Genomic DNA, 21,728 nt, shown 5'->3' on the forward strand with positions numbered 1-21,728 from the left:
GCATCAGGAAAAATCAGCGACATCAGCAACAGAGAGCGGCGTTATGAGCAAGTCAAACCTGTCGGCCATGGTGCGCACGCTTCGCTTCGAGGCGGCGGGCATCATGAGCATCGAACTCGTGCCTGTGGCAGGCAGCAGCACGGCATTCCCGGACTTCTTACCGGGCGCGCACATCGATCTGCACTTGCCGAGCGGGCTGGTGCGCAGCTATTCGCTGGTCAACGCGCCCGGCGAGCCGAACCGTTATGTGCTCGGCATTCTGGCCGATCCGAAGAGCCGGGGTGGTTCGCGTTTCATCCACGACAATTTCCGTGTCGGCATGACGCTCGACATCTCGGCACCGCGCAATCACTTCGCGCTGGACGAAACCGCTGCACACACGGTGCTGGTCGCGGGCGGCATCGGCATCACGCCGATTCTGTGTATGTATCGCCGTCTGCGCTCGCTGGGCCGTAGCGTCAAGCTGATGTATTGCGCGCGCACCGCGCAGCAGGCCGCGTTCGTCGATGAACTGAACGTGCTTGGCGGCGACCTCACCTATCACTTCGACGACCAGCACGACGGAAAACCGGCGTCGCTCGCCGCGTTTCTGGCGGATCAGCCGGCAGGCACGCATGCGTACTGCTGCGGTCCGGGCGTGATGCTCGACGCGTTCGAAGCCGCCTGCGCCGGCGCCGGAATCGACAATGTCCACATCGAGCGGTTCGCCGCAGCGCCCGACGCACCGCCGCCCGCCACCTCGGAAGGCTATGTCGTGACGCTCGCGAAGTCCGGCAAGGAAGTCACGGTGCCGGCCGGTGCGACGTTGCTCGCCACGCTGATCGCCGCGGGCATCGACGCCGAACATAGCTGCATGGAGGGCGTGTGCGGCGCCTGCGAGACGCGTGTGCTCGAGGGCTGTCCCGATCATCGCGACTCGGTGCTCAGTGCGTCCGAGCGCGCGTCGAACAAGGTCATGATGATCTGTGTGTCGGGTTGCAAGGGCGACCGTCTGACGCTGGATCTGTAAACGCCCGACTCCGAACTTATTCCCGAGACTGTCATGACGATTCTTGGCATCGAACAAATCACCTACGGGGTCACCGACCTCGACACCTGCCGCCGGTTTCTCGCCGACTGGGGCCTGACAGAGGTCACGGCCGACGCCAACGGCGCGCGCTTCGAGACGCTCAACGGCTGCCGCGTGCTGGCCGTGCGCCACGACGATCCGTCGCTGCCGCCGGCCATGGAGGAAGGGCCGACGCTGCGCGAAGTCACCTGGGGCGTGGCGAGTGCCGGGGAAGTGGCCGCCATCGCGGACCGCCTCGCCGGTCAACCCGGCTATTACTGTCAGGACGGCGCGACGGGCTGCATCGATCCGAACGGTCTGGCGGTGCGCGTCGAGGTCACGGCCAAGCGCACACTGGACGTGCAAGGCGCGCCGACCAATCCGTGGGGGCTGCCCGCGCAGCGCGTCAATACGCCAAGCCCCGTGTATGAACGCGCGCAGCCGATCGAAGTCGGTCACGTCGTGTTCTTCACCAACGCACTCGCGGCCACGCAGAAGTTCTACGAGGACAAACTCGGATTCGAGTTGTCGGATCGCTACCCGGATCGCGGCGCGTTCATGCGCTGCGCCCCGCACGGCGGGCACCACGACCTGTTCCTGCTGGCGCTGCCCAATGGCAAGCGTGGCCTGAACCACGTGGCGTTTACCGTGCGCGACATTCACGAAGTCTTCGGCGGCGGCATGCACATCGACCGCTGCGGCTGGGAAACACAATTGGGGCCGGGGCGTCACCCGATCTCGTCGGCGTATTTCTGGTACTTCAAGAACCCGTGCGGCGCGCTCATCGAGTATTACGCGGACGAGGACATCCTCACCCCGGAATGGCAGCCGCGCGATTTCGAGCCGGGGCCGACAGTGTTCGCGGAATGGGCGGTGGACGGTGGACTGGACGGCAACACGCGCCGTCAGAAGAAGGGAGGCGAGGCGCCGACCGGAAAGTTCATGACAGACACGGCCAAGCGGTAAGCCGCACGGCGGTTCACGAGTCGTAGCGAGCGCGGCGAACCCCGGGGGGAACGACGCGGCATGAGGGGGCATGCGTTATGAGCGTAGCGCATCGCCCCCTTTTGCATCCGGCCCAATGCAATGGACCGCTTGTCCTTATTTCGCGAGTTCGGCGTCGATGGCGGCGACCAGACGCGGATCGTCGGCTTTCACGTCCGGCGAGAAACGGCCCACCACCTGACCGTTGCGGCCGATCAGAAACTTCTCGAAGTTCCACAGCACATCGGCCGGATTGTCGCGCTCCACACCGAAGCCCTTGAGGCGTTCGCGGAACGGGCCTTCGCCGGTGGCTTCGGGCCTGGCCTTGACGAGTGCGCTGTACAGCGGGTGGCGGTCCTCGCCCAGGACGGAGATTTTGGCGAACAGGGGGAAGGTGACGTTGTACTGCGTGGTGCAAAAGTCGAGAATTTCGGCGTCCGTGCCCGGTTCCTGACCCTTGAAGTTGTTCGCGGGAAACGCCAGCACTTCGAGGCCGGCGTCGCGTTTGTCTCGATACAGACGCTCCAGCCCTTCATATTGCGGCGTCAGACCGCACTTCGATGCGACGTTCACGATCAGACGCACTTTGCCGGCGTACTCGCCCAGCGTGGCAGCCGTGCCGTCGATGCGATTCACGTCAATGGTTTCGATGTCGGTGCTCATGGATATTTCCTGTCGTTGAGGTGGCCCGGGAAGCGGCGCCCGGGTCGTTCGGCGAGTGTAGCGCAAGTCCTCGCCCCACCACTGGCCATCATCGGGCCATCACCGGACCATCACTTGGCCGAATTGTCGAGCAGATCGCGCGTGCGCTGACCGAACGCGCTGGGGGTGTCGCCGGACCAGCGTTTGAAGGCTCGCGAGAATGCCTTCTCGGACGTGTATCCAACCTTGTCCGCGACTTCCGCCACGCGCAGGCTGCGCGTGCTCAGCGCCTCTGCGGCCAGATGCATGCGTACGCCGCTCAGGTGAGTCATCGGTGCGGTGCCCACGAGCGACGTGAAGCGTGCGACGAAGCGCGAGCGGGACATGCCGGCCACCTCGGCCAGTTTGCGCACGTCCCAGGGGGCGGCCGGATCGCGATGGATCGCCAGTACCGCGCGTCCGACCTGTTTGTCGAGCAGGCCCTTGAGCCAGTGTGCGCCGACGCGTTCGTTCTGCAGGACATGGGCGCGCACCATCTGCACGCACAGCACGTCGGAGAGCCGTGCGGCCGCGATCATCCAGCCCGGTTTGCATTCCATCGATTCTTCGATGAAGTTCTGCAACGTCGCCTTCAACCAGGGGACCACGGCAGGATCGTCATGCCGGATGTGAATCACCGGGGGCAGGATCGCGAAGATCGGATGCCGGTGCGCGGCCGCGAATCCCACGATGGCGGTGTGCAGCTCGCACGCCGGTCCGCCGGTGCCGACGACCATCGCCAGCGGTGTGTCGGAGCGCGGCGTGATGCCCCGCTCGGCGAGCAGATCGTTGAACGGCACGGGCGAGACTTCCGGTGTGCTCGACATGCGGTGCGCGCTGCCCTGCGGCAGCAGCACGACATCCCCCTCGCGTACCAGCACAGGGGCTTCTCCTTCGACATGCAGCCAGCAGGAGGCCCCCCGGCAGATCCGGAACGGGATGCCCTGCACGGCTTCCTTGTCGAACGCCCACGGCGCGTGCAGCGTGAAATGGCCCGTGACGACGGCTGTGGCGTGCACATCCGCCAAAACTTCGCTCAGTTGATCCATGGCGTCTCGCTTGTTTTTGTGGGGCTGCCTCGCGCATAGCGACCGAACCGGCATGAATCCATGCGGATGGGACGAGCGGCAACGCAATTGAATTTTGCGGTAGTTCCTTGCGCGCGTCTCGCGATCAAAAATCGTGGCATTCCCCAGCCATAGGTGAATCGATCATGCTTAGTCAAGAAAAGAACAAACTCCTCACCGAAGTCGGCCCCGGCACGGCGATGGGCGACTACCTGCGACGCTACTGGCATCCCATTGCCGGTGTCTCGGAATTCGACGCCAGGGCGGTGCGTCCGATCCGCCTGTTCGGCGAAGACCTCGTGCTCTACAAGGACCTGTCCGGCCATTACGGACTGGTGCAGCGGCGTTGTCCGCACCGCAACGCCGATCTGGCGTTCGGCATCGTGGAGAAATGCGGGTTGCGCTGTGCGTATCACGGATGGGAGTTCGGCCGTGACGGCGCGTGCACCCATCAGCCGTTCGAGGAGATCGTCGATCCGTCGGCACGCCTGCGTCAGAAGACACGCATTACCGCCTACGAAGTGCGCGCGAAGGCCGGCTTGCTGTGGGCCTACATGGGGCCATTACCCGCGCCGGAGCTGCCCGACTGGGAGCCTTTCAGCTACGAGCACGGCTTCGCGCAGGTGGTGATGGCCGAGATTCCCTGCAACTGGTTCCAGTGCCAGGAAAATTCCATCGACCCCGTGCATTTCGAATGGACGCACAACAACTGGACGGCGCGTCAGCAGGACGCCGAAGCCGGGTATGTGCCAACGCACCTGAAGACCGCATACGAAGAGTTCGAGCATGGTTTCGTCTACAAGCGTTTGCGCGCCGCGGAAACGCCGGAAAACGTCATGTGGACGGTCGGACGCGTGACGCTCTGGCCGAACGGTTTCTATCTCGGCCATCACTTCGAATGGCGCGTGCCCATCGACGACGAGAACACGCTGTCGGTGTTCTGGGTTTTCAATCGCGTGCCCAAGGAGCAGGAGCCCTATGTTCAGGCGCGTATTCCGACGTGGTACGGCCCGCTGTACGACGAGAACGGCGACTGGATTACCTCGCACGTTGCGAATCAGGACTTCGCCGCGTGGGTCGGGCAGGGGCGCATTACCGATCGCACGAAGGAGACGCTGGGCGCGAGCGACCGGGGCATCGTGATGCTGCGCCGACGGTTCTTCGAGGAACTCGAAGCCGTGGCTGGCGGTGCCACGCCGAAGGGGCTGATTACCGATCCCGCCAGTAACGAACGAGTGTATTTGCCGTCCGCGTGCCGCGAGGAAATGCTAACCGGGCTGACCCGCGAGGCGTTGTCGGCGCATCCGCTTCTCGGGCCGTACCTACATGACTTTTTCGGACAGGCGGGGCAGCCGGACGACGTGCGCGAAGCCTATGAGCAGGCTGTCGGCCAGAAGATGCGCGGCGCGAAATTCTTCACGGTCCACGGCGGGGGCAACGGGCACGGCACGAGCGACGGGCAGCAGAGCAAGGCGTAGCGCGGCACGTTGCGCGCGAGGGGCGTGGTTCGTCCGGGGTGGTGGATTCGAAGCAGGACTTCAATAACGCGAGGACAAGGTGAACGTGAAACGAAACGGTGGGATGGCGGGTGGTTGGCGGGTGTTGCGCGACGCATGTGTGGCCGGGGCGTTCGCAGCAATGGCGTGGTCGGCGCAGGCGCAGGGCACGGCGCCGCTCAAGGAGGTGACATTCCTGCTGGCCGCGCCGCCAGGCGAGCTGGCCTTCGCGCCCTTCATGCTTGCGCAGACCAGGGGATATTACGCGCAGGAGGGGCTGAAGGTTCGCTGGATCGCCGTGCATGGCGGGGCGGCGGTCGGCAAGCAGTTGGCGGCTGGCAACGGCGACATCGGCGACGCGCTCGGCGACACCCCCATCCTGCTGCGCAACAACGGCGTCAATGTGAAAGGGGTGGCATTGCTGGGCGGGCATCCGCTGCATCAGTTCATTACGCGCGCGGATCGCACCATCGCGCAGGCGAGCGATCTCAGGGGCAGGACGTTGTCGGTCATGTCGTATGAAGACACTTCGTATTACGTCACGCTCGGGATTCTTGCGGCAGGCAAATTGAACAAGAGCGATGTGACGATTTACGCGGGCGGGCCGAACGGCGTGTGGCAGGACGTCGCGAATGGCCGCTCGGACGGTCTGGTCGGCACGCCGGAGTGGGGCGCGCGCGTGGAGGAAACCGGCGTCAAGGTGCACTACCGGCCGACGGATCAGCTCACGCCGGGCATGGGGCAGGCGATTATCGCCTCGGACAAGAAGATCGCATCCGACCCCGAGATGATCTCGAAGTTCGTCAGAGCGACGATGAAAGCAATGACGGAGATCGAAGCCGACCCGGTCGCGGCGTCCAGGGCCTACGTGGGGGCGGTGCCCTCCTACGCCGACAAGCTGGATTTCGTGACGAAGGTGCTGACCTACTACGCGAAATATGTGTTCCCGAGCCGGTTGCGCCCGGGTGAGTTCGATCCGGCCATTGTGGCGCACGTGCAGAAGTCCTACGTCGACAAAAAAGTCGTCCGTGCCGCGCAACCCGTGGAATCGCTATATACGAATCAGTTTATTCCGGGGAAGTAGCACGGCGAAGCAAGCGGCCGCAGCCATTGACACGGCTGCGGCCGCCGTGAAAGTATCGCGGTGCCCGTGGCTTTCCAAGTCCCTCCGATTTCGTCCGATGTGCTCCGCTTCTTCCTCTTCGACAGACCCGTCTGCCCCGCGCACCGGCGCGCCGTCGAGCGCTTCGCAGACGCTGACGTTTGCTCAGGCGATGGCGTTGGCCAATTCCCACTGGCAGGCAGGACAGGCGGCGCAGGCCGAAGCGTTGTGCCGGCGCGTGCTGGAGGTTGTTCCCGATCATCCGGACGCGCACTACCTGCTCGGGTTGATGGCACATGCCTACGGCAAGCAGGATATGGCGATCGGTCATCTGGAGACGACTTGCCGGGCGCCGCATGTGCATGCGGCCTGCTGGTCGGATCTGGCCGAGATGTATCGTCAGGCGGGGCGGTTGGACGAGGCGGTGCGCGCCGGGGAGCGGGCGGTCGGGATCGATTCCGCGTTCGCCGCGGGATGGAACAATCTCGGCATCGCATTGCAGGAAGCCGGGCAACTCGAAAAGAGCATGGCCTGCCTCATGCGAGTCGGCGAGTTGCAACCTGACTCGGCCGATGCGCAGAACAATCTCGGCAACACGGCGCGATTGCTGCACCGCTTCGATGCGGCCGAAACGCATTACCGCAAGGCATTGGCGCTCGATCCGCAGCGCGCCGACACGCACAGCAATCTGGCGGCCCTGTTGAGCGCGTTGCGGCGTTTCGACGAGGCCGAGACGCTGGCCCGGCGTGCCATCGAACTCGCGCCCAATTTCGTCGACGCATATCGCAATCTGGCCGACCTCGAACTGTCGCGAGGCAAGGTGGGCTCGGCATTGCAGGTCGTCGAAGTGATGTCGGCATTCGCCGCGCAGCATCCGTCGACCCTCGTCGCGCGCGCGACCGTTCTCCGTCTGGTGGGACGTCTGGATGAGGCGCTGTCCAGCGCGCGCGCCGCCGTCGCGCTGTTACCGCAAAACGACAACGCGCGTGCGTCGCTCGCGGCGGTGGAAGCCGACATCGCCGCGCGAAATGCTGCCGCTTCGGGGGCCTCGGGAGCTTCGGAGGCTTTGGGGGCTGGCGGTGCTTCCGTCGCTGCCGTGACCTGTGTCGCGTGCCCCGCCGAAGCGCAGCCATTCCACGCGCCGCGGGATCTGGCCGCCGTACACGACGCGGCGGCCCGGTGCATCGAATCGCAGGATTTCGAAGGCGCTCAGGCGCTGTTGCAGGACGTTGTGTCGGCCGGCGCGGCGCCGATGCCCATTTGGCGGTTGCTCGCGGTAGCCTTGCGCGCACAAGGCAAGGCGGAAGAGGGGCGCGATATTCTCGCCATGCTCGCGCGTCAGGTGCCCGGCGATTTGTCCAACCGCTTCGATCTGGCCGAAACGTTGCTGTTACTCGGCGATTTCGAGCGCGGTTGGCAGGAGTACCGCTACCGCTACAGTCTGGCGCACACGCGATCCATCGAACGCAAGGTGCAACGCCCGCGCTGGGACGGCCAGCCGATCCCCGGCCAGACGCTGCTCATCCACGACGAACAGGGCTACGGCGACACGTTCCAGTTCATGCGCATGGCGCGTTGGGCGCGAGCGCGCAGTCAGGCACGCGTGATCTTCGAGGTGAACCCTGAGACGCTGACGATTGCGCGGCGTATGTGGGGCGACGAGGATCTCGTTGCGCGGGGGACCCTGCCGGTGACGTTCGACCGGCACTGCGAACTGATGAGCCTGCCGATGGCGATGGGCCTGACGCTGGCCGACCTGCCGGGAGACGTTGCGTATCTGAGCGCCGATCCCGAGCGCGTGGCGTATTGGCGTGCCCGATTGGCCGATGTGCCGAAGCCGTGGGTGGCGATCGTGTGGGCGGGGCGTCCCGAGCATGTGAACGACCGAAACCGGTCGGTGACGCTGGCGCAGCTCGCGCCGTTGGGGGCAAGCGGTGCAACGTTCCTTGCGATCCAGAAAGGCCCGGCGGCGGCGCAGGCCGGCACACCGCCCGCGGGCATGACGATGGTTTCGCTGAGCGACGGCATTCGCGATTTCGAAGACACTGCGGCGATTCTTCATCTGGCCGACTTGCTGGTGTCGGTGGATTCGTCTCCGGTGCATCTGGCAGGGGCGATGGGGCGGCCGGTGTGGGTGATGCTCCCGTTCGTACCCGACTGGCGCTGGTTGCTCGACCGGGACGATTCGCCGTGGTATCCCGGCATGCGGCTGTTCCGTCAGCCGGCGCGCTCGCAATGGACGCCGGTCATCGAGCGAATGGCGAGCGAGTTGACGACGTTCGTCGCGCAGTGGAGGCGCAATGTCGAATGACCGGCTTCGCTGGCGCGTTGTTGAGGGACGACGGGCAGTGTGCGCCCTGATGTCGGGCGTCGCGGTGCTGATTTCCGGTTGCGCGAGTCCGGATCGCAATGCGCATGCCGACGCGCTGGCGACGCCGGCCGGGTTGAAGCGCGAAGTACTGACGGCGGGCGACTTCCGTCTCACGGCATTTTCGCGAATTACGCGCGCGGATCGGCCGCTGCGCGTCTACATCGAGGGCGACGGGCTGGCCTGGGTGTCGCGCACCGAGCCGTCGCTCGATCCGACACCCGTTGCGGCGACGGGATTGGCGCTGGCGGCGGCCGACACGTCAGCCAATGTCGTGTATCTCGCGCGGCCCTGTCAGTTCATGCCGATGGACGGCGATCCGCGTTGCAGTGTCGTCTACTGGACCGGCAAGCGCTTCGCCCCCGAGGTGATCGAGGCAATGGACGCGGAGATCGGCCAGTTCGCGGCTCGCGCGCCCGGTCAGCCGGTGGAACTGGTCGGCTATTCCGGCGGCGGCGCGATTGCCGTGCTGATTGCCGCGCGCCGTCGCGATGTGGCGTCGCTCAGAACGGTAGCCGGCAATCTCGACGTCGAGTACGTCAACCGGCTGCATCGGGTGTCGGCGATGCCGGCATCGCGTAATCCCGTCGACGTCGCCCGTCAGACCGCCCGCATTCCGCAGATACATTTCAGCAGCGCGCAGGATATCGTGGTGCCGCCGGACGTCGCGATACGTTTCGCCGCGGCGGTCGGGGGCCACTGTGTGAAAACGCGGGTGGTCAGCGGGCTTGCGCACGACGGCGATTGGGCGGCGAAGTGGAAAGACCTGCTCGCGATGACGCCGGTTTGCGACGCGTCGCACTGAGTGTCGATGACCTCCGATGACGATCCGATGACGATCCGATGACGATCCGATGCGAAATTGGATCGTGCCGTGTCAGGTTTCGCGAACCAGCGCGGCTATCGCATCGAGCAGTGTGATCTCACCGCGCAACGTATGCTTGCCGTCGTCGAGGAAGCGGAACGTGCCGTCGTTGAAGGCATCCAGCATTTGAATGCGCGGTAACGGATTGCGCATGCCTTGCGCGCGGAACAGCGGGTCCCAGCCGGCACGGGGGACGGCTTCCGCGCGCACGTCCCGCACCAGCGCGCGTGCCAGTGCGGCGGCGATGTCGTCGGGCGAGTAGCGCTCCGGGCCTTCGATTTCCCAAATGCGCTCGCCGCTGAAGTCTTCCTGCATGGCGCGCGCGGCGAAATGACCGACGTCGTTTGTCGACACCATGGGAATGGCGCGGTCCACCGGCGCCAGATAGCTGGGGAATTCGCCACGCTCGCGCGCCGGCGCGATGTCCCAGGCGAAGTTCTCCATCAACCAGGCCGGTCGCAGGAACGTGACCGGCAGATGCAGTGACCCCATCGCCGTCTCGAACATGTGCAATGCCGTGAGCAGGCTGGGGACTTCAGCGTCCGCGCCGATGCTCGAGAGGCACACCACGCGCTTCGGACGTGTGGCAGCGAGGGCCTGCCGCACGACATCGATCAGATACCGCGCATGCGAGAAGTCCGGCTCGGGGTCGGCGTTCGGCGGCAGCATGACGAATACGGCTTCACTGCCGCGAAAGGCATTGGTGAGCGCATCGACGTCACCGTTCTCGGCGACGGCGATTTCACCGCCCAGCGTCGCCCATCGGCTCGACTTGACGGGGTCCTGAACGATGGCCCGCAACGGCAAACCCGCCGTGAGCAGATCGTGGCCGATGACGCCGCCGACGCGTCCCGTGATACCCATTACGGTGTACATGGTCACTCCTCGCGCTGAGTCCGTTTAGTCACGTTGGCATAAAAGTATCACGGCGGCGTGGGGCATCTCACAAATGCATGGCGTCCGACGCGCTTCGCGATGAAGGGGGCGACGTGTGGCGACGTGCGGCAAGCAGCGCGGCACCCGCATCGGCCAGACGAACCGCTTCTCTCGCACGCTCGCACATGTCGCGCTCGTAGGCTGCGATGGCTTGGGGAAGCGGTAGGTGTCCCCTGGCGACGGACTGCAAATGGTAGGCCAGCCGGGCGGCGTCGCGCAAAGCCGTGTTGGCGCCCAGGCCACCTGCCGGACTCATGGTGTGGACGGCGTCGCCCAGGCCCGTGACGTTGTCGATTTGCCACGGCAACGGGCTGGTCGTGCTGCGTACGGGCATCGTGCGAATGGTCTCGGGCACCGCATGCGCAAACAGCGAGCCGAGGTGCGGGTGCCATCCCTGCGTGAGCGTCTCGATGCGCGCGAGCGCCGCGGCGCCTGACATCTCGGTTCCTGCGTGGCGGGTGCCCAGTAACCGGTGCGAGGGGCCGATGAACGCCCAATACAGATAGTCCGCGACGGGCGAGAGCGGCATCCGCGCCGGATCGGTGCCCTCGGGGGGCGGGCGGTTCGCGGCGGGCGCGCGACGGAACAGCATCGCTTGCACGATCACGGCGAATCCGTCGGCGAAAACGACGGTGCTGCCCTCCATGGTGGCCGCTTCGCCATGAGCGTCCATCAGGACGAGCAGCGCAGTCGACAACGGCGTCAGGCCGTAGATGCAGACGTCGCCGGTGTCGCGCGGGGTCATACCCGGCAGCACGTATTCCCGCACACGGGAGTGGGTGCCGTCCGCGGCGACGATCAGCCCCGGCGCGCCGTGCGAACCGTCTTCGAAATGGGCGACGCGGCGGCCGTCGTCCGTGGTGGTGGTGCGGGCGAAGGACTTTCCGAAATGCACCCGGTCGCGAATGCCGTCGAGCAGAATCTCGCGAAGGGTTTGGCGGTGGACGCTGACGTCGCCCGGAATGTCGGGCGCGTGCGGTTCGGGATGTCCGGTCGCCGGGCACGTCCGGCGACGGTGTTCCGTGACGCTCTCGTCCGTATGGGCGTCGTGCCAGCTGGGCGGCAGGATGACATCGGCATTGGCGAGTTGCGGGGTGACGAAGCGCCCGCCGGTGCGCGCAACGGCGGCGCGCTCGCGCACGCGTTCGACGTGGGCGGCGGGCAGGCATTGCGCGAGGGCGTCGAGGCCGTCGGCATCGATGCGAAGGCGGTATCCCTGGAAGCGGGCTTCGGGCGCGGTGTCGCGTTCGTAGACGTCGAATGCGACGCCGGCGCGACGCAGGCCCTGGGCGAGGCACAGGCCGCCCAGACCCGCGCCGATGATGGTGACATGCATGGCAGACATGATCTTGAATGGGCCGCCGGGAGGCGGCAGTGTGTGGCACTTCGCTCATTGTCTGCGTGTCCTGCGTTGACCTGATAACATCGTTTGGTCATAAAACAATGCAAATCGGACAAAGGTATGCGCATCGATCCAACAGGCCTGTCTCGCAAGCCCTCGGATGTACCGATGACGAAGCTGGAGGATTCGCCGTTCGCGCGTTACCGGCCCAACGACCGGCCTGACGGCCCGCCCGTGTGGGCTTTCGGTGGACGCGATCACGAACGCAGCCTGTTCAGGGTTGGCACGCGCGAGCTGGATTGGCACTCGCATGTGCGCGGGCAACTGTTCTGTATCCACTCGGGGTTGGTGCATGTGCATACGCCTTTTGGCGCGTGGGTACTGCCGCCGTACCGCGCCGGGTGGATTCCGCCCACCGTAACGCATCGCGTGTCGTTCTCGGGCGTTGTGAGCGGATGGATCGTGCTGGTGGCGCCGGGCGCGGTGACCAAGCTGCCGTCGACGCCATGTGTCGTGGGCGTGTCGGAGTTGCTGGCGGCGCTCGTGAAGCGGGCGGTGTCGTGGGCGTCGCGCGAGGTGCTGACAGACGACGAGGCGCGTCTGGCGCAGGTGCTGATCGACGAGATCGCGCGTGCGCCCGCGGAACCCCTCGGCTTGCCCATGCCGACGGACGCGCGAGCGGTGCGCGTGGCGCGCGCGGTGCTGGGGGATCTCGGCGGACAGGCGTCGCTCGACATGCTCGCGCAGCGTGCCGGCGTGTCGTCGCGTACGGCACGCCGGCTCTTCGTCGCCGAGACCGGGATGGGCTTCACCCAGTGGCGGCAGCAGGCGCGGCTCGTGAGCGCGCTGGAGCGGCTGGTCAACGGCGAGGCGGTCGGCACCATCGCAGACTCCCTCGGGTATTCCACGCCAAGCAACTTCATCGCGATGTTCCGGCGTGCCTTCGGTGAATCGCCAGGGCGCTACTTCCGTCAGGTCGGCCCGCGCACGTCACCGGACGAGAGAGGCGATGTGGACGGCGCTCACCGGTCCGGCGAAAGCGAGGAGGCGAGCGAAGCGGGCCAAGCGGACCAAGCGGACCAAGCGGACCAAGCGGACCAAGCGGACCAAGCGGACCAGGCGGACCAGGCGGACCAGGCGGACCAGGCGGACCAGGCGGACCAGGCGAACCAGGCGGACCAGGCGGACCAGGCGAACCAGGCGGACCAGGCGAACGACGCAAACGACGCAAACGACGCAAACGCGGCGGGTCAAACGAACGGCGCGGACGAAGCGGGGGCCGTATGAGTCGGGACGAGACGGCGTCGCCTCGCGAATCGCCGCGATACATCGACACGCTGGTCGTCGGCGGTGGCCAGTCTGCGCTGGCCACCGCGTATTTCCTGCGGCGCTGGAAAGTGAACTACGTCGTGTTGGACGATCAGGCGACGGCGGGCGGTGCGTGGCAACGCGCATGGCCGTCGCTGCAACTTTTCTCGCCCGCGCAGTGGAGCTCACTTCCGGGCTGGCCGATGCGAGGCGGCGAGGCGCACTATCCGTCGCGTGACGATGTCGTGACCTATTTGCGCGAGTACGAGGCGCGCTACGAGGTGCCGGTGGAGCGCCCGGTTCATGTGACGGGCGTTGTCTCGCAGGTCGACGGATTTCTCGTGAGCACGGACAGCGGCGACTGGTTGGCGCGCACCGTGATCAGCGCCACGGGATCGTGGCGCTCGCCGTACGTGCCGTGCTATCCCGGGCAGGCGTCGTTTCGCGGGCGTCAGGTGCATTCTGCGGACTATGGTGGCGCACAGGCGGTGCGCGGGCAACGCGTGCTGGTCGTCGGGGGCGGTAATTCGGGCGCGCAGATCTACGCCGAAGTCTCACATGTGAGCGAGGCGACGTGGGTCGCGTTGCGTGCGCCGTCGTTCCTGCCCGATGACATCGACGGGCGCGTGCTTTTCGAGCGTGCGACGGCACGGTGGCAAGCCGCACAACGCGGGTTGCCCGATCCGTACCCCGACAGCGGCCTGGGGCATATCGTCATGGTGCCCTCGGTGCGGGATGCGAGAGAGCGCGGGGTTTTGCACGCGGTGCGTCCGTTTGCGCGCTTTGTGGACGATGGTGTGGTGTGGGATGACGGCAGGCACTCGGCGGTGGATGTCGTCATCTGGTGTACGGGATTCCGGCCGTCGCTCGGTCACTTGCAGCCGCTCTCGATCGCGCAGGATGATGGGCGGATCCGTGTCGAGGGAACGCGATGTATCGATGCGCCGGGGCTTTGGCTCGTGGGCTATGGCGAATGGACGGGGTATGCGTCGGCGACACTGATCGGCGTGATGCGCAGCGCGCGTGCGACGGCACAGGAAGTCGTGGCGTTCCTCGGTGCGCGTTCGACGGCGACTACGCAGCGCTGCAACGACGATTAACGAGATAAAGTGGCTTTCATGCGGCGGCGAGCGGTTGCCATGACGGCATCGAAAGTCGCGAAAATTCGCGTGGCCTCCGCGCCAAATGTTCGCGCCGCAATTTGTTTATCCACGCGTTGGGCGCCTGCCGTTGCGGGAGGTGAAAATGCGATAGATGGTGCTAATAGAGATGGGAACACTCCGGAAAGTTGACTCGCGCATCACACGTTTCAAAGTGCACGTCGAGGGCAAACACAAACATGACGACATGAGGCTGCATGAACGCATGACGGCAGCCGAGGCAGTACTGCCGGCGCTTGCCACCAAAGAGGATCTGGCCAAAGAAATTGGCGCAGTCCGTGCCGAGATGCATCAGGGATTCACGGCGGTGCACAAGGAACTGCACGCGCTAACGTGGCGACTGGTCTGCACGATGGTGACCGTTGGCACGGCGCTGGTCGCCGCGACCCATTTCATTTTGAAATCGGGTTGATGTCCGGCGCCGCAGGCCGCTCCTGGCCGCTCCCTGCCGTTGTCCGGTCCGACCCTCATACGACTCGTAAGCGACAGGCGCACCGGTTCCCGACAGGGTTCGCCTCTTCCGCTTACCCCATAAGCTTCGGTGGCTTGCCCGGTCCCGGAGAATGCAGCACCCGGCATGGGCTGACAAACTTGTCGCACGCGACTGCTGCCTGTGCGAACGTTTCGAAGTAAATGGCGTGATCGTCGTTGGTGACGTGCGCCTTTTCGATTTCCGACATTGCCTCGTTCCAGGCCAGTCCCAGATACTTGCCGTGGTCATGGAACCACACCACATAGCCCTGCCTTGCCAACGACTTGGGCACCTCGGGCGTGGCGTTCGCCTTCCTGATTTTCTTCTTCCCGATCCTGTCGGATTTCTCGCGTTGGGCGTCTTTTGAAGCATTCATGATGGTCTCCGGTGATTTGCATGAGTCGTTGCTTTGGGGGCGCATTCATGATGTCAGGAGTGAAGTGACTTGCGTTTCAGCAACGTCCGAATAGGCGGATCGATGCGTTCAGGTACGGAAGGTTTCGGTGTTTTTCACAAATGGAAACGAATGCGCGACGGATGTGCGGATCCATGTGCTAAGCGCGTTCCGGCAGCGCGTAGTCAATTTGACGGGCATCGTGGCGTCTAGATGAGGGTGCGAGGTTGAACGGCCGGTTGTTTAAGAAAATACGTAACCCGTGCGCCAAGGATGCACGCGGGGCTTCCCGTAAAGAGCGGTCATATTGACGAGCTATTACCTGCGTGGCGTTGGGCATGTTGGGAGGACAAACGATGCGCGGACGGTCGCAACTTCGGCGATATGTGCTAACGGGCACGTTGTTGCGGGACGATGCCCGACGCAAGATCGCCGCTTGGCGGCGGCACTATAACGAGAGTCGTCCCCACTTCGCATTGCAGTGGAAGACAACCGTCGAATTCGCCCGTGGGGCGAGGCAGCGCACCCCGACCGACGAAACCCCGAAGCCGGAAATTTCTAGTTCTGATCGGTGCTAATGTTGGTATAGGGTCAGTCTTACTGCATCTTCGCGGTCAGGCGGTCGCGGCATGCTCTAACGTTTCCGCTACCCATTGATTGAGACTTTGACCGTGCGAGGCTGCTGCAATTGCAGCAGCCTCGTGAGGTTTAGGCGCTTGCAATTGATGCGACAGCACCCTTGTCCACATCGGGAGGATTCCATGCGACAAATAGTATTGAAAGAACTGGCGGGGCATACGCCATGAACGTTTTCGATGTCTGCCGACACATTTCGAGAGTCGACGCATCGGACGATTTATTCGGAAGTTGCTGAAACTCAGGGACCGATGCTGCTGCGATGATGGACATAGCCGACTTATCGGCTAGATCCACTCAAATCACAGGAGGCCTTGATGAGCATTGCAAATGACGAAAAGGGCTGTGCAAATGGAGGAGAAGGTGGATTCGACATCCCCGAGATGCTGGCACGCGAAGGGCATGTCGTTTGGTTCTACGAACAGAGGAAGTACCTGGGGTTCGAGTGGGGTGAGTTCGCGAAGGAGATAAAGAAAGCACCGGTTACCGATCCCGAGCATGCGAACTACTTCGACACGTTCGCGCACGCCGTAGTCTCGTCTGAGCGCTTGGCCGGTCCCAGTGTCATTCTTTATTCGCGCGGCAAAGGATTGCCGCCCGAGGTGAAGGGGTAAGTTCTACGGGGCCGTCAAGAACGGCGGTCCCCGCACGCCACTCCGGTAAGCAAGGAGACGCTCGCGAACGTTGTGAATGCAGCGTGGCGGCAAGCGACAGGATTGACGTCGGACTATAAGGGCCTACCGTATAGCGTAAGTGGTGGAGTTGGCCGGGTAATGCCCCCGCCGAAGCAAACACGGTTCTTGGTCGGGAGAGGGCACTTCAGAAGCAACTTTACCTCTAGTTTTGACCTGTACCGATATTCCGGGGACACGTCAATCTAAGGCATCCCCGACGTGATGCCTGAATATTTTTCCGTGACGACGGGTCAAACTTGCACTACCGGCATGCTTGTCAATGTCGACGGTAACAAAGCGAGTAGACGTCCATCGTTTCGACGCCTCTTGCACGAGTGCGCCATCACCCGCCCCGAGATCAATCGCTAGGGATGGACTAAAGTTAGGCATCGCCTCGAGAAGTAGCGAGGCGATAGTGGTATCGGTGTAGTAACGGCCTAGGGGGGCGGATGTCTTGGCGAAGCGCATATTTTCGTGCAATGACGAGCAATTCTTTGCGAGCGAGTGTAGCAAGAATGTTGCTGGCCCACCTTGTCTTTATGATTGGAAAGCCTGCAAAACGCGCTTCGACGCGCTTTGGACCCAACGGGGGGCATTGAGGCGTGACGTTTCGTCATCAAGCTGAGCATTCAACGCTTGCAGCGCTCCGATCATCGCATGTGATGGCGACTGACGTTCGCTGGTCCAGAGGCCGGCCACGCCCGCACTGGCCCGTGCGATTACCACTCGTTTTCCAATGCGAGTCTTGCGCAACGAAAGAAGTCTTCGGAAGGGCATTGAAATGCGAGGGTCTCTTGCTCCCATTGTGCATTACCGCGACGCGAGATGAAATGAAGGTGTGCACGGGCGCGCTCCCAATCAAAAGCCATTGCCTTAAGAGTGATTGTTTGTCCTTCTATGATCACATCCTGGTTGATTTCGATGTCGCTGGGTTGGCGATTTATCCAGCGTTGCGTGGAAGCAGCAAACAGGCTTGTCACATCAATAAATGTTTCAACTTCTGATCGGTGGGGAGCAAGGTATTCATGCTCGACTTGATTGCGAAGTTGATTTAGCCGGTTAAGTATCCTTGGAGCGGTAACACCTACTTTGGATAGGAATTCGACCATGCGCGGAAATGAGCGTCGTTCCCCAAAGCTTGCAAAGCCGAAGCCAAGGCAGACATCTTCCATGCGCAGGTGAAGGGCTCGTTTCGCATTGGTTAGGGCGTTCACTAGGTGACGTTCCGACTCGCCTTCCGACAAGTCACTTTCTGCGAATTTCAGATACTGCGCCGCTGAGATTGGCTCATCTCGAGTCCTGATCCAGGACCATGTGTAGATCCAATCCCCGTCCGGCTTGAATGTTCGAAGATCGAACTTCGTTACCAAATCTTTTATCGCTAGCACGAGCCGCCCCATCTTGCTGATGTCGAAATATTCTAACGTGTTCCCGGGGGTGCGAGCAGCATGAGCAGGCGGGGCGACCGATCTAACCCGAGGCAACAGAGTGCGTGATTCGCCGCTACGAGTGTTGTCGGATGTGAAGGTGACCCAACTCGAACTTCAGTCCGCCGAGGCGGGTGAGCAGGTTCAATCGCCAACGCGCTGATCGCGTGGAGGATCTATGGGGGGAGAAGCGATCATTACGCCAAAATTACGCCAAACCACCGGGGAAGTCTTGCCAGATAAGGCTGTTGTGGTGCCCAGGGCCGGTAACGCTACGCAACTCTCAGCCCGCAAGGCTATATCTGGCCTGAAGGGGATTCGTGGGGTAGGTTGAATTACCCCGCGATGTTACCCCACCCTAGGCCTTGCGTCGAGGCAGTCCCCGCCGTGAATCAGATGAATCCGGCTTTAGCTGCTGCCTTCACGTTCATCCACTTCCCGTCGATGCGCACAAGATTTCCGTTGACCTCGTAGCCATTTGCTTGGAGTGCTCCGAGGTTCGGGGCAACACCACGCATAAACCCAGCGATGAGTGGCTTCCACGCGCTCATATCTCGCCCGTATGCCTGTTGCTGGATGGCAGTTGTGAGCATTGCCTTCTGTCCGCTCTGCTTGGCCCAATCGTAGAAAGCGGGAAGTTCATCAGCGTTGAGGCCATTCTTCGTGAGGAAGTTATCGGTCTGCGCCTGATACGCGTCCATCACGAATTGAACACGCTCGCCTGCTTGCGACGGGTCCATGCCAGACCGCTGTGCCACGCCTAAGACGACATCCTCAATTGCCATATCGCCGGTAGCGGCTGCGATGGCATGGGCTAGACCAACATCCAGTGTCGATTGGTCGAACGGCTCCACTGCGGCATCTACCGCTGAGGCCACTTCTTCGGGCATCGTGGCGGCGTCCGGGCTTGTCTCTTCGGTGCCCTCGTCGGTGTCACCCGCGCTATCGCTAGATGCCAGTGCGAAGCCATCCGCAGTCTCTCGCAGTACACCCGCCTTAATGAAGTCGCCAACCTTGGCATTCATGCCTGAGATTTCAACTACGCTATCAGAGGTGATGTTGTTGGTGGGGAAACCCATTGAGTTTCGGGCTGTGCTGCGCCAGTCATCAGCGGAATACGGAGAGAGGTCACTAGCGGAAACCTCGGCATGCTGACTAAAGTTAGATTTGGCCTCATTGCCGTTCAACGTAATCGAAGTCGTTCCGCCAGTAACGCGGGTTGTGGGGCCGGTGGTCGGGGCTGCTGTTTCGTCGGTAGGGACGTAGGTGGAGTAGCTGTTGTAGTCGCTCATGGTCGTAGTCTTGGTTTGAAGTGGTGGGTTAGATGAGGCCGTGTTTCCGTGCCTCGGTGATGCGGTAATAGCCCCCGTCGATCATCACGCGGTCTTGGTCGAAGGTTTCCCCTCGCAACACGTTATAGCCCCGCCGGGTCAATCCCTCGGGGCTGTATGGGTCTGGGGCAGGTGCTGAGGAGAAGTCTGGGGGAGCCGCCGGGATGGGCCGATGGGGAAATTTGCCGGTGGTCAGAAAGGCACCTTGAGGGTCACGCTGGAGTAATCCAAGGCGGATCAACGCGGACGCTGACGCTGTGATGCCGGAGACGGTGAATACTTCGTCGTCACTTTGCATCGACCAATCTCCGTAGCCTCGCCTCTAGCTCCCATCCAATGAGTAACGAGATCAGAATTTCCATGTGCTCATCACGGGTGGGGTTATCAAGGAGGAGGTCCAATCGAGCATGGATTGCTTGGCGGCGCTCATTCTCAGCGGCAATGTTGGTCACGCGCTTCGACGGTTTGCGCTTCTTCAACGCTGATGCGGAGGCTTCTGGTTCGATAGTCATGAGAATGGTTTCAAGTGCCGGAGGCGTAGATTTGTGCGAGGTGTTTTGCCTTCTTCATTCGCCTGAGAAGGTCCTTTCGGAAGTAATGCCGGTAGACGCGAGGAACAAAGCGCTCATACCGGTCTCGCATCGTTGTCAGCAGTTCGAGTGCAACGGTGGGGGATTCAGAGGGGCTCATGGGAATATGGGATGAGTGGTATAGGTCGGTGTCGGGCGGCGGCTGTTAGGTGCCTACCGGTGCCCTCAGAATCGATTTTTGAGGGCGTAGACTGCTGACCCAGAATCCATCCTTATTAATTGCCATGCCCTTCGCTTTCATCTCGGGGACAGTCATACATCGACGGTCTTTCCCGAATACGCCTATTCGGTGCTTGTCGAAAGCGTGAGAGGAATTGAAATGCTGGTGACATCCGGGGCATTGGTTGCGGTCTCCGGTTAGTCGTTTGCTCATGATGTTGTTTGCAGACAAAAAGAAGCCCGCTCAATGGCGGGCGTGGATAAGCATCTAAAGGGGGGAACTGAGAGGGAGACGTGTAGCGGCGCTCAGCTTCGCTTCGCTTGGAGACCGAGTCTCTCTGAGGGGGAGACACCCTTCACGGTCAACCTCCACATTGAATCAGGATATGTGGTCTCCCACGGCGAAGCCGTATCAGAGATGGCACGGAGGTAAAGAGTCCTTGTTGTGGTCTCTTCCTGTTCTTGTTACTGTTCCTGTTGCCTTAGCGGGGCGCTAACCGGTGGGTTTCTCCCAAGCCCTTAAAAATCAGCCTCTGCGGCCTCGGGTTTCAACGTCGAAGGTCTGCCGCCTTTCCTCCCGTTGACTCTGTTCGTTTCAATCTTGGCGATTGCCTTCGCTCGGTCTTGATCGAGATGGGGTGCTTTACGCTTGGGAAAATACGTTTTGAGGACCTTAGCGAGAACTGCTGGGTCCCCGCCTCGGGCAACGTAGGTTGTCTCAAGCGCCGACTTGGGCGGAAGCTCGCCCGTTCGCCAATATAGGTCTTCGAGAAACGTCAGCGTGCCAATCTCGGCTATGCTGAGGTGAAGCGTTCGCTCAATCCGCTCCCCGATGTCGAGTTGTCGGAACGGCAGTTTCATGAGTCGCTTACGCCCGCTCGAAGGTGACGATTACCTCATCGTCTTGTGCGCAGGGGGTGGTGAGGAAGACCCCGCTAGCCAATGAAGTTAGTGGAGCATCTTCGCCATTCACGGTGGCGGTGGGAGTACCTACAAACTCAGGGAGTCCGAAGAACTGTTGTCCTGAAAATGCCTTGTCAGTAATGGTTGTCATGGTCAGTGGTTGTGTTGATTGGTTTAGGTGAGGCGATGGAGTTCGGCGTTCTCGCGATCAGCGGCATCACCACTCAGGCCCCGGACATACTTGTCATAGACCTGAATGGCGCGCCGCATAATCAGACTGCGAGACGGGATGAGGTTGCCCTTGATGACACATGTAGGATGCTCTTGAAGAGCCTGAATGGTGTCCGCTAGCGGTCGCTCAAGGCGAACTCGGAGGACATCACTAGTCTCGGGATCAAGCCGCCGTTGATACTGGATGCGTTGTTCTTTTTTCATTTCGAGGAAGAGGAATTGCGCAGAAACAGAGCCGACCCTCACGGGTGACTCTCGGGGATGAACTGCCAGGGGAACTGAGGGGGCACTGCTGGTGACGCGAACCGATAGCCAGAAACAAGAATGGCTATGGTGACGTGTGACGAATGGACTCTATCGAGGGCAATGGGACCGGTGCGCCGTAGTCACACACCGGCCCATGCACACACAAGGCTATGAGCAATGCCTTGCCTTGTTGCCTAGGGTGTCGCCCGCCTCCCTCTACAGAGAGCGCGACACAGCAGCAAGGCGGAAGGAGACGGCCACGCAATTCCGAGGCGTGGCTTCTTCCTACTATCGGACATAATTCGGTC

24 protein-coding genes and 2 pseudogenes are annotated in these 21,728 nt (G+C 62.5%); 12 read left to right on the top strand and 14 right to left on the bottom strand.

Features of this window, described 5'->3' with window-relative positions; translation table 11 throughout:
* Window positions 1-43: 43 nt before the first annotated feature.
* Both AB870_RS05545 and AB870_RS05550 read left to right on the top strand, forming a co-directional pair.
* A complete protein-coding gene (locus tag AB870_RS05545; protein WP_047907247.1) occupies window positions 44-1,009 on the top strand; it encodes a PDR/VanB family oxidoreductase in 966 nt (321 codons plus the stop codon).
* Window positions 1,010-1,042: 33 nt separating this feature from the next.
* Window positions 1,043-2,014, top strand: a complete 972-nt coding sequence (locus AB870_RS05550; RefSeq protein WP_047907248.1) for a VOC family protein — start codon at window positions 1,043-1,045, stop codon at window positions 2,012-2,014.
* 135 nt (window positions 2,015-2,149) lie between these two features.
* Here the strand turns inward: AB870_RS05550 and AB870_RS05555 are convergent, their stop codons facing one another.
* Complete coding sequence (locus tag AB870_RS05555; protein WP_047907249.1) at window positions 2,150-2,695, bottom strand: glutathione peroxidase; 546 nt, start codon at window positions 2,693-2,695, stop codon at window positions 2,150-2,152.
* A 110-nt stretch (window positions 2,696-2,805) separates the two neighbouring features.
* The gene (locus tag AB870_RS05560) at window positions 2,806-3,762 is read right to left on the bottom strand and encodes an AraC family transcriptional regulator (protein WP_047907250.1); all 957 of its coding nucleotides are present in this window, start codon (window positions 3,760-3,762) and stop codon (window positions 2,806-2,808) included.
* Window positions 3,763-3,926: 164 nt separating this feature from the next.
* On the opposite strand from AB870_RS05560, the gene AB870_RS05565 reads away from it, so the two are divergent.
* From AB870_RS05565 to AB870_RS05580, 5 genes and pseudogenes are all read left to right on the top strand, one after another.
* Window positions 3,927-5,258, top strand: coding sequence for an aromatic ring-hydroxylating dioxygenase subunit alpha (locus AB870_RS05565; protein WP_047907251.1), 1,332 nt, complete (start codon window positions 3,927-3,929; stop codon window positions 5,256-5,258).
* Between the two features lie 85 nt (window positions 5,259-5,343).
* Window positions 5,344-6,360, top strand: a complete 1,017-nt coding sequence (locus AB870_RS05570; protein WP_157112247.1) for an ABC transporter substrate-binding protein — start codon at window positions 5,344-5,346, stop codon at window positions 6,358-6,360.
* A gap of 190 nt (window positions 6,361-6,550) precedes the next feature.
* Window positions 6,551-7,165, top strand: a pseudogene (locus tag AB870_RS27500) (tetratricopeptide repeat protein); the annotation flags it as partial.
* Between the two features lie 363 nt (window positions 7,166-7,528).
* Window positions 7,529-8,689 carry a glycosyl transferase family 8 gene (locus AB870_RS27505; protein WP_047908842.1) on the top strand — a complete coding sequence of 387 codons (1,161 nt, stop codon included), beginning with the start codon at window positions 7,529-7,531 and terminating at the stop codon, window positions 8,687-8,689.
* Window positions 8,679-9,551 carry an alpha/beta fold hydrolase gene (locus AB870_RS05580; RefSeq protein ID WP_047907253.1) on the top strand — a complete coding sequence of 291 codons (873 nt, stop codon included), beginning with the start codon at window positions 8,679-8,681 and terminating at the stop codon, window positions 9,549-9,551. The genes AB870_RS27505 and AB870_RS05580 overlap by 11 nt, the downstream gene beginning before the upstream one ends.
* Window positions 9,552-9,623: 72 nt before the next feature.
* On the opposite strand, the gene AB870_RS05585 is transcribed toward AB870_RS05580, so the two are convergent.
* Together AB870_RS05585 and AB870_RS05590 are read right to left on the bottom strand one after the other, a co-directional pair.
* A complete protein-coding gene (locus tag AB870_RS05585; protein ID WP_047907254.1) occupies window positions 9,624-10,487 on the bottom strand; it encodes an NmrA family NAD(P)-binding protein in 864 nt (287 codons plus the stop codon).
* A gap of 67 nt (window positions 10,488-10,554) precedes the next feature.
* Entirely contained in the window at window positions 10,555-11,892 is a 1,338-nt protein-coding gene (locus tag AB870_RS05590) for an FAD-dependent oxidoreductase (RefSeq protein WP_047907255.1), read from the bottom strand.
* A 165-nt stretch (window positions 11,893-12,057) separates the two neighbouring features.
* On the opposite strand from AB870_RS05590, the gene AB870_RS05595 reads away from it, so the two are divergent.
* The 3 genes from AB870_RS05595 to AB870_RS05605 all read left to right on the top strand — a co-directional run bounded on the left by AB870_RS05595 (window position 12,058) and on the right by AB870_RS05605 (window position 14,769).
* Window positions 12,058-13,176, top strand: coding sequence for an AraC family transcriptional regulator (locus tag AB870_RS05595; RefSeq protein WP_071386842.1), 1,119 nt, complete (start codon window positions 12,058-12,060; stop codon window positions 13,174-13,176).
* A complete protein-coding gene (locus AB870_RS05600; RefSeq protein ID WP_047907256.1) occupies window positions 13,173-14,297 on the top strand; it encodes an ArsO family NAD(P)H-dependent flavin-containing monooxygenase in 1,125 nt (374 codons plus the stop codon). The genes AB870_RS05595 and AB870_RS05600 overlap by 4 nt, the downstream gene beginning before the upstream one ends.
* Before the next feature lie 154 nt (window positions 14,298-14,451).
* Window positions 14,452-14,769, top strand: a complete 318-nt coding sequence (locus tag AB870_RS05605; protein WP_157112248.1) for a hypothetical protein — start codon at window positions 14,452-14,454, stop codon at window positions 14,767-14,769.
* A gap of 112 nt (window positions 14,770-14,881) precedes the next feature.
* Here the strand turns inward: AB870_RS05605 and AB870_RS05610 are convergent, their stop codons facing one another.
* Window positions 14,882-15,205 (bottom strand): hypothetical protein, encoded by a 324-nt coding sequence (locus tag AB870_RS05610; RefSeq protein WP_047907258.1) that lies wholly within the window; start codon window positions 15,203-15,205, stop codon window positions 14,882-14,884.
* A 431-nt stretch (window positions 15,206-15,636) separates the two neighbouring features.
* Here AB870_RS05610 and AB870_RS25510 point away from each other — a divergent pair.
* Window positions 15,637-15,801, top strand: a pseudogene (locus AB870_RS25510) (integrase core domain-containing protein); the annotation flags it as partial.
* 36 nt (window positions 15,802-15,837) lie between these two features.
* Here the strand turns inward: AB870_RS25510 and AB870_RS27450 are convergent.
* Complete coding sequence (locus AB870_RS27450) at window positions 15,838-16,071, bottom strand: toxin-antitoxin system HicB family antitoxin (protein ID WP_084663356.1); 234 nt, start codon at window positions 16,069-16,071, stop codon at window positions 15,838-15,840.
* Between the two features lie 105 nt (window positions 16,072-16,176).
* Here AB870_RS27450 and AB870_RS05615 point away from each other — a divergent pair, with 105 nt between their 5' ends.
* Window positions 16,177-16,473, top strand: coding sequence for a hypothetical protein (locus AB870_RS05615; protein ID WP_064674777.1), 297 nt, complete (start codon window positions 16,177-16,179; stop codon window positions 16,471-16,473).
* A 779-nt stretch (window positions 16,474-17,252) separates the two neighbouring features.
* Here the strand turns inward: AB870_RS05615 and AB870_RS05620 are convergent.
* The 8 genes from AB870_RS05620 to AB870_RS26745 all read right to left on the bottom strand — a co-directional run bounded on the left by AB870_RS05620 (window position 17,253) and on the right by AB870_RS26745 (window position 21,378).
* Window positions 17,253-17,933: a hypothetical protein gene (locus AB870_RS05620; protein ID WP_047907260.1), complete on the bottom strand. Its 681-nt coding sequence runs from the start codon at window positions 17,931-17,933 to the stop codon at window positions 17,253-17,255.
* Window positions 17,934-18,352: 419 nt separating this feature from the next.
* A complete protein-coding gene (locus tag AB870_RS05625; protein ID WP_157112250.1) occupies window positions 18,353-19,252 on the bottom strand; it encodes a hypothetical protein in 900 nt (299 codons plus the stop codon).
* Window positions 19,253-19,280: 28 nt separating this feature from the next.
* The gene (locus AB870_RS05630) at window positions 19,281-19,589 is read right to left on the bottom strand and encodes a hypothetical protein (RefSeq protein ID WP_047907262.1); all 309 of its coding nucleotides are present in this window, start codon (window positions 19,587-19,589) and stop codon (window positions 19,281-19,283) included.
* Window positions 19,579-19,803 (bottom strand): hypothetical protein, encoded by a 225-nt coding sequence (locus AB870_RS05635; RefSeq protein ID WP_047907263.1) that lies wholly within the window; start codon window positions 19,801-19,803, stop codon window positions 19,579-19,581. Before AB870_RS05635 ends, AB870_RS05630 begins: the two co-directional genes overlap by 11 nt.
* Window positions 19,804-20,026: 223 nt before the next feature.
* Window positions 20,027-20,254 (bottom strand): FDXHR family putative zinc-binding protein, encoded by a 228-nt coding sequence (locus AB870_RS27510; protein WP_047907264.1) that lies wholly within the window; start codon window positions 20,252-20,254, stop codon window positions 20,027-20,029.
* A 305-nt stretch (window positions 20,255-20,559) separates the two neighbouring features.
* Window positions 20,560-20,901, bottom strand: coding sequence for a hypothetical protein (locus AB870_RS05640; protein ID WP_047907265.1), 342 nt, complete (start codon window positions 20,899-20,901; stop codon window positions 20,560-20,562).
* A 7-nt stretch (window positions 20,902-20,908) separates the two neighbouring features.
* Complete coding sequence (locus AB870_RS25520) at window positions 20,909-21,094, bottom strand: hypothetical protein (RefSeq protein WP_047907266.1); 186 nt, start codon at window positions 21,092-21,094, stop codon at window positions 20,909-20,911.
* Between the two features lie 23 nt (window positions 21,095-21,117).
* The gene (locus AB870_RS26745) at window positions 21,118-21,378 is read right to left on the bottom strand and encodes a hypothetical protein (RefSeq protein ID WP_167362678.1); all 261 of its coding nucleotides are present in this window, start codon (window positions 21,376-21,378) and stop codon (window positions 21,118-21,120) included.
* Window positions 21,379-21,728 lie beyond the last annotated feature (350 nt).

It is taken from the genome of Pandoraea faecigallinarum (assembly GCF_001029105.3).
Classification (GTDB): Bacteria; Pseudomonadota; Gammaproteobacteria; order Burkholderiales; family Burkholderiaceae; genus Pandoraea; species Pandoraea faecigallinarum.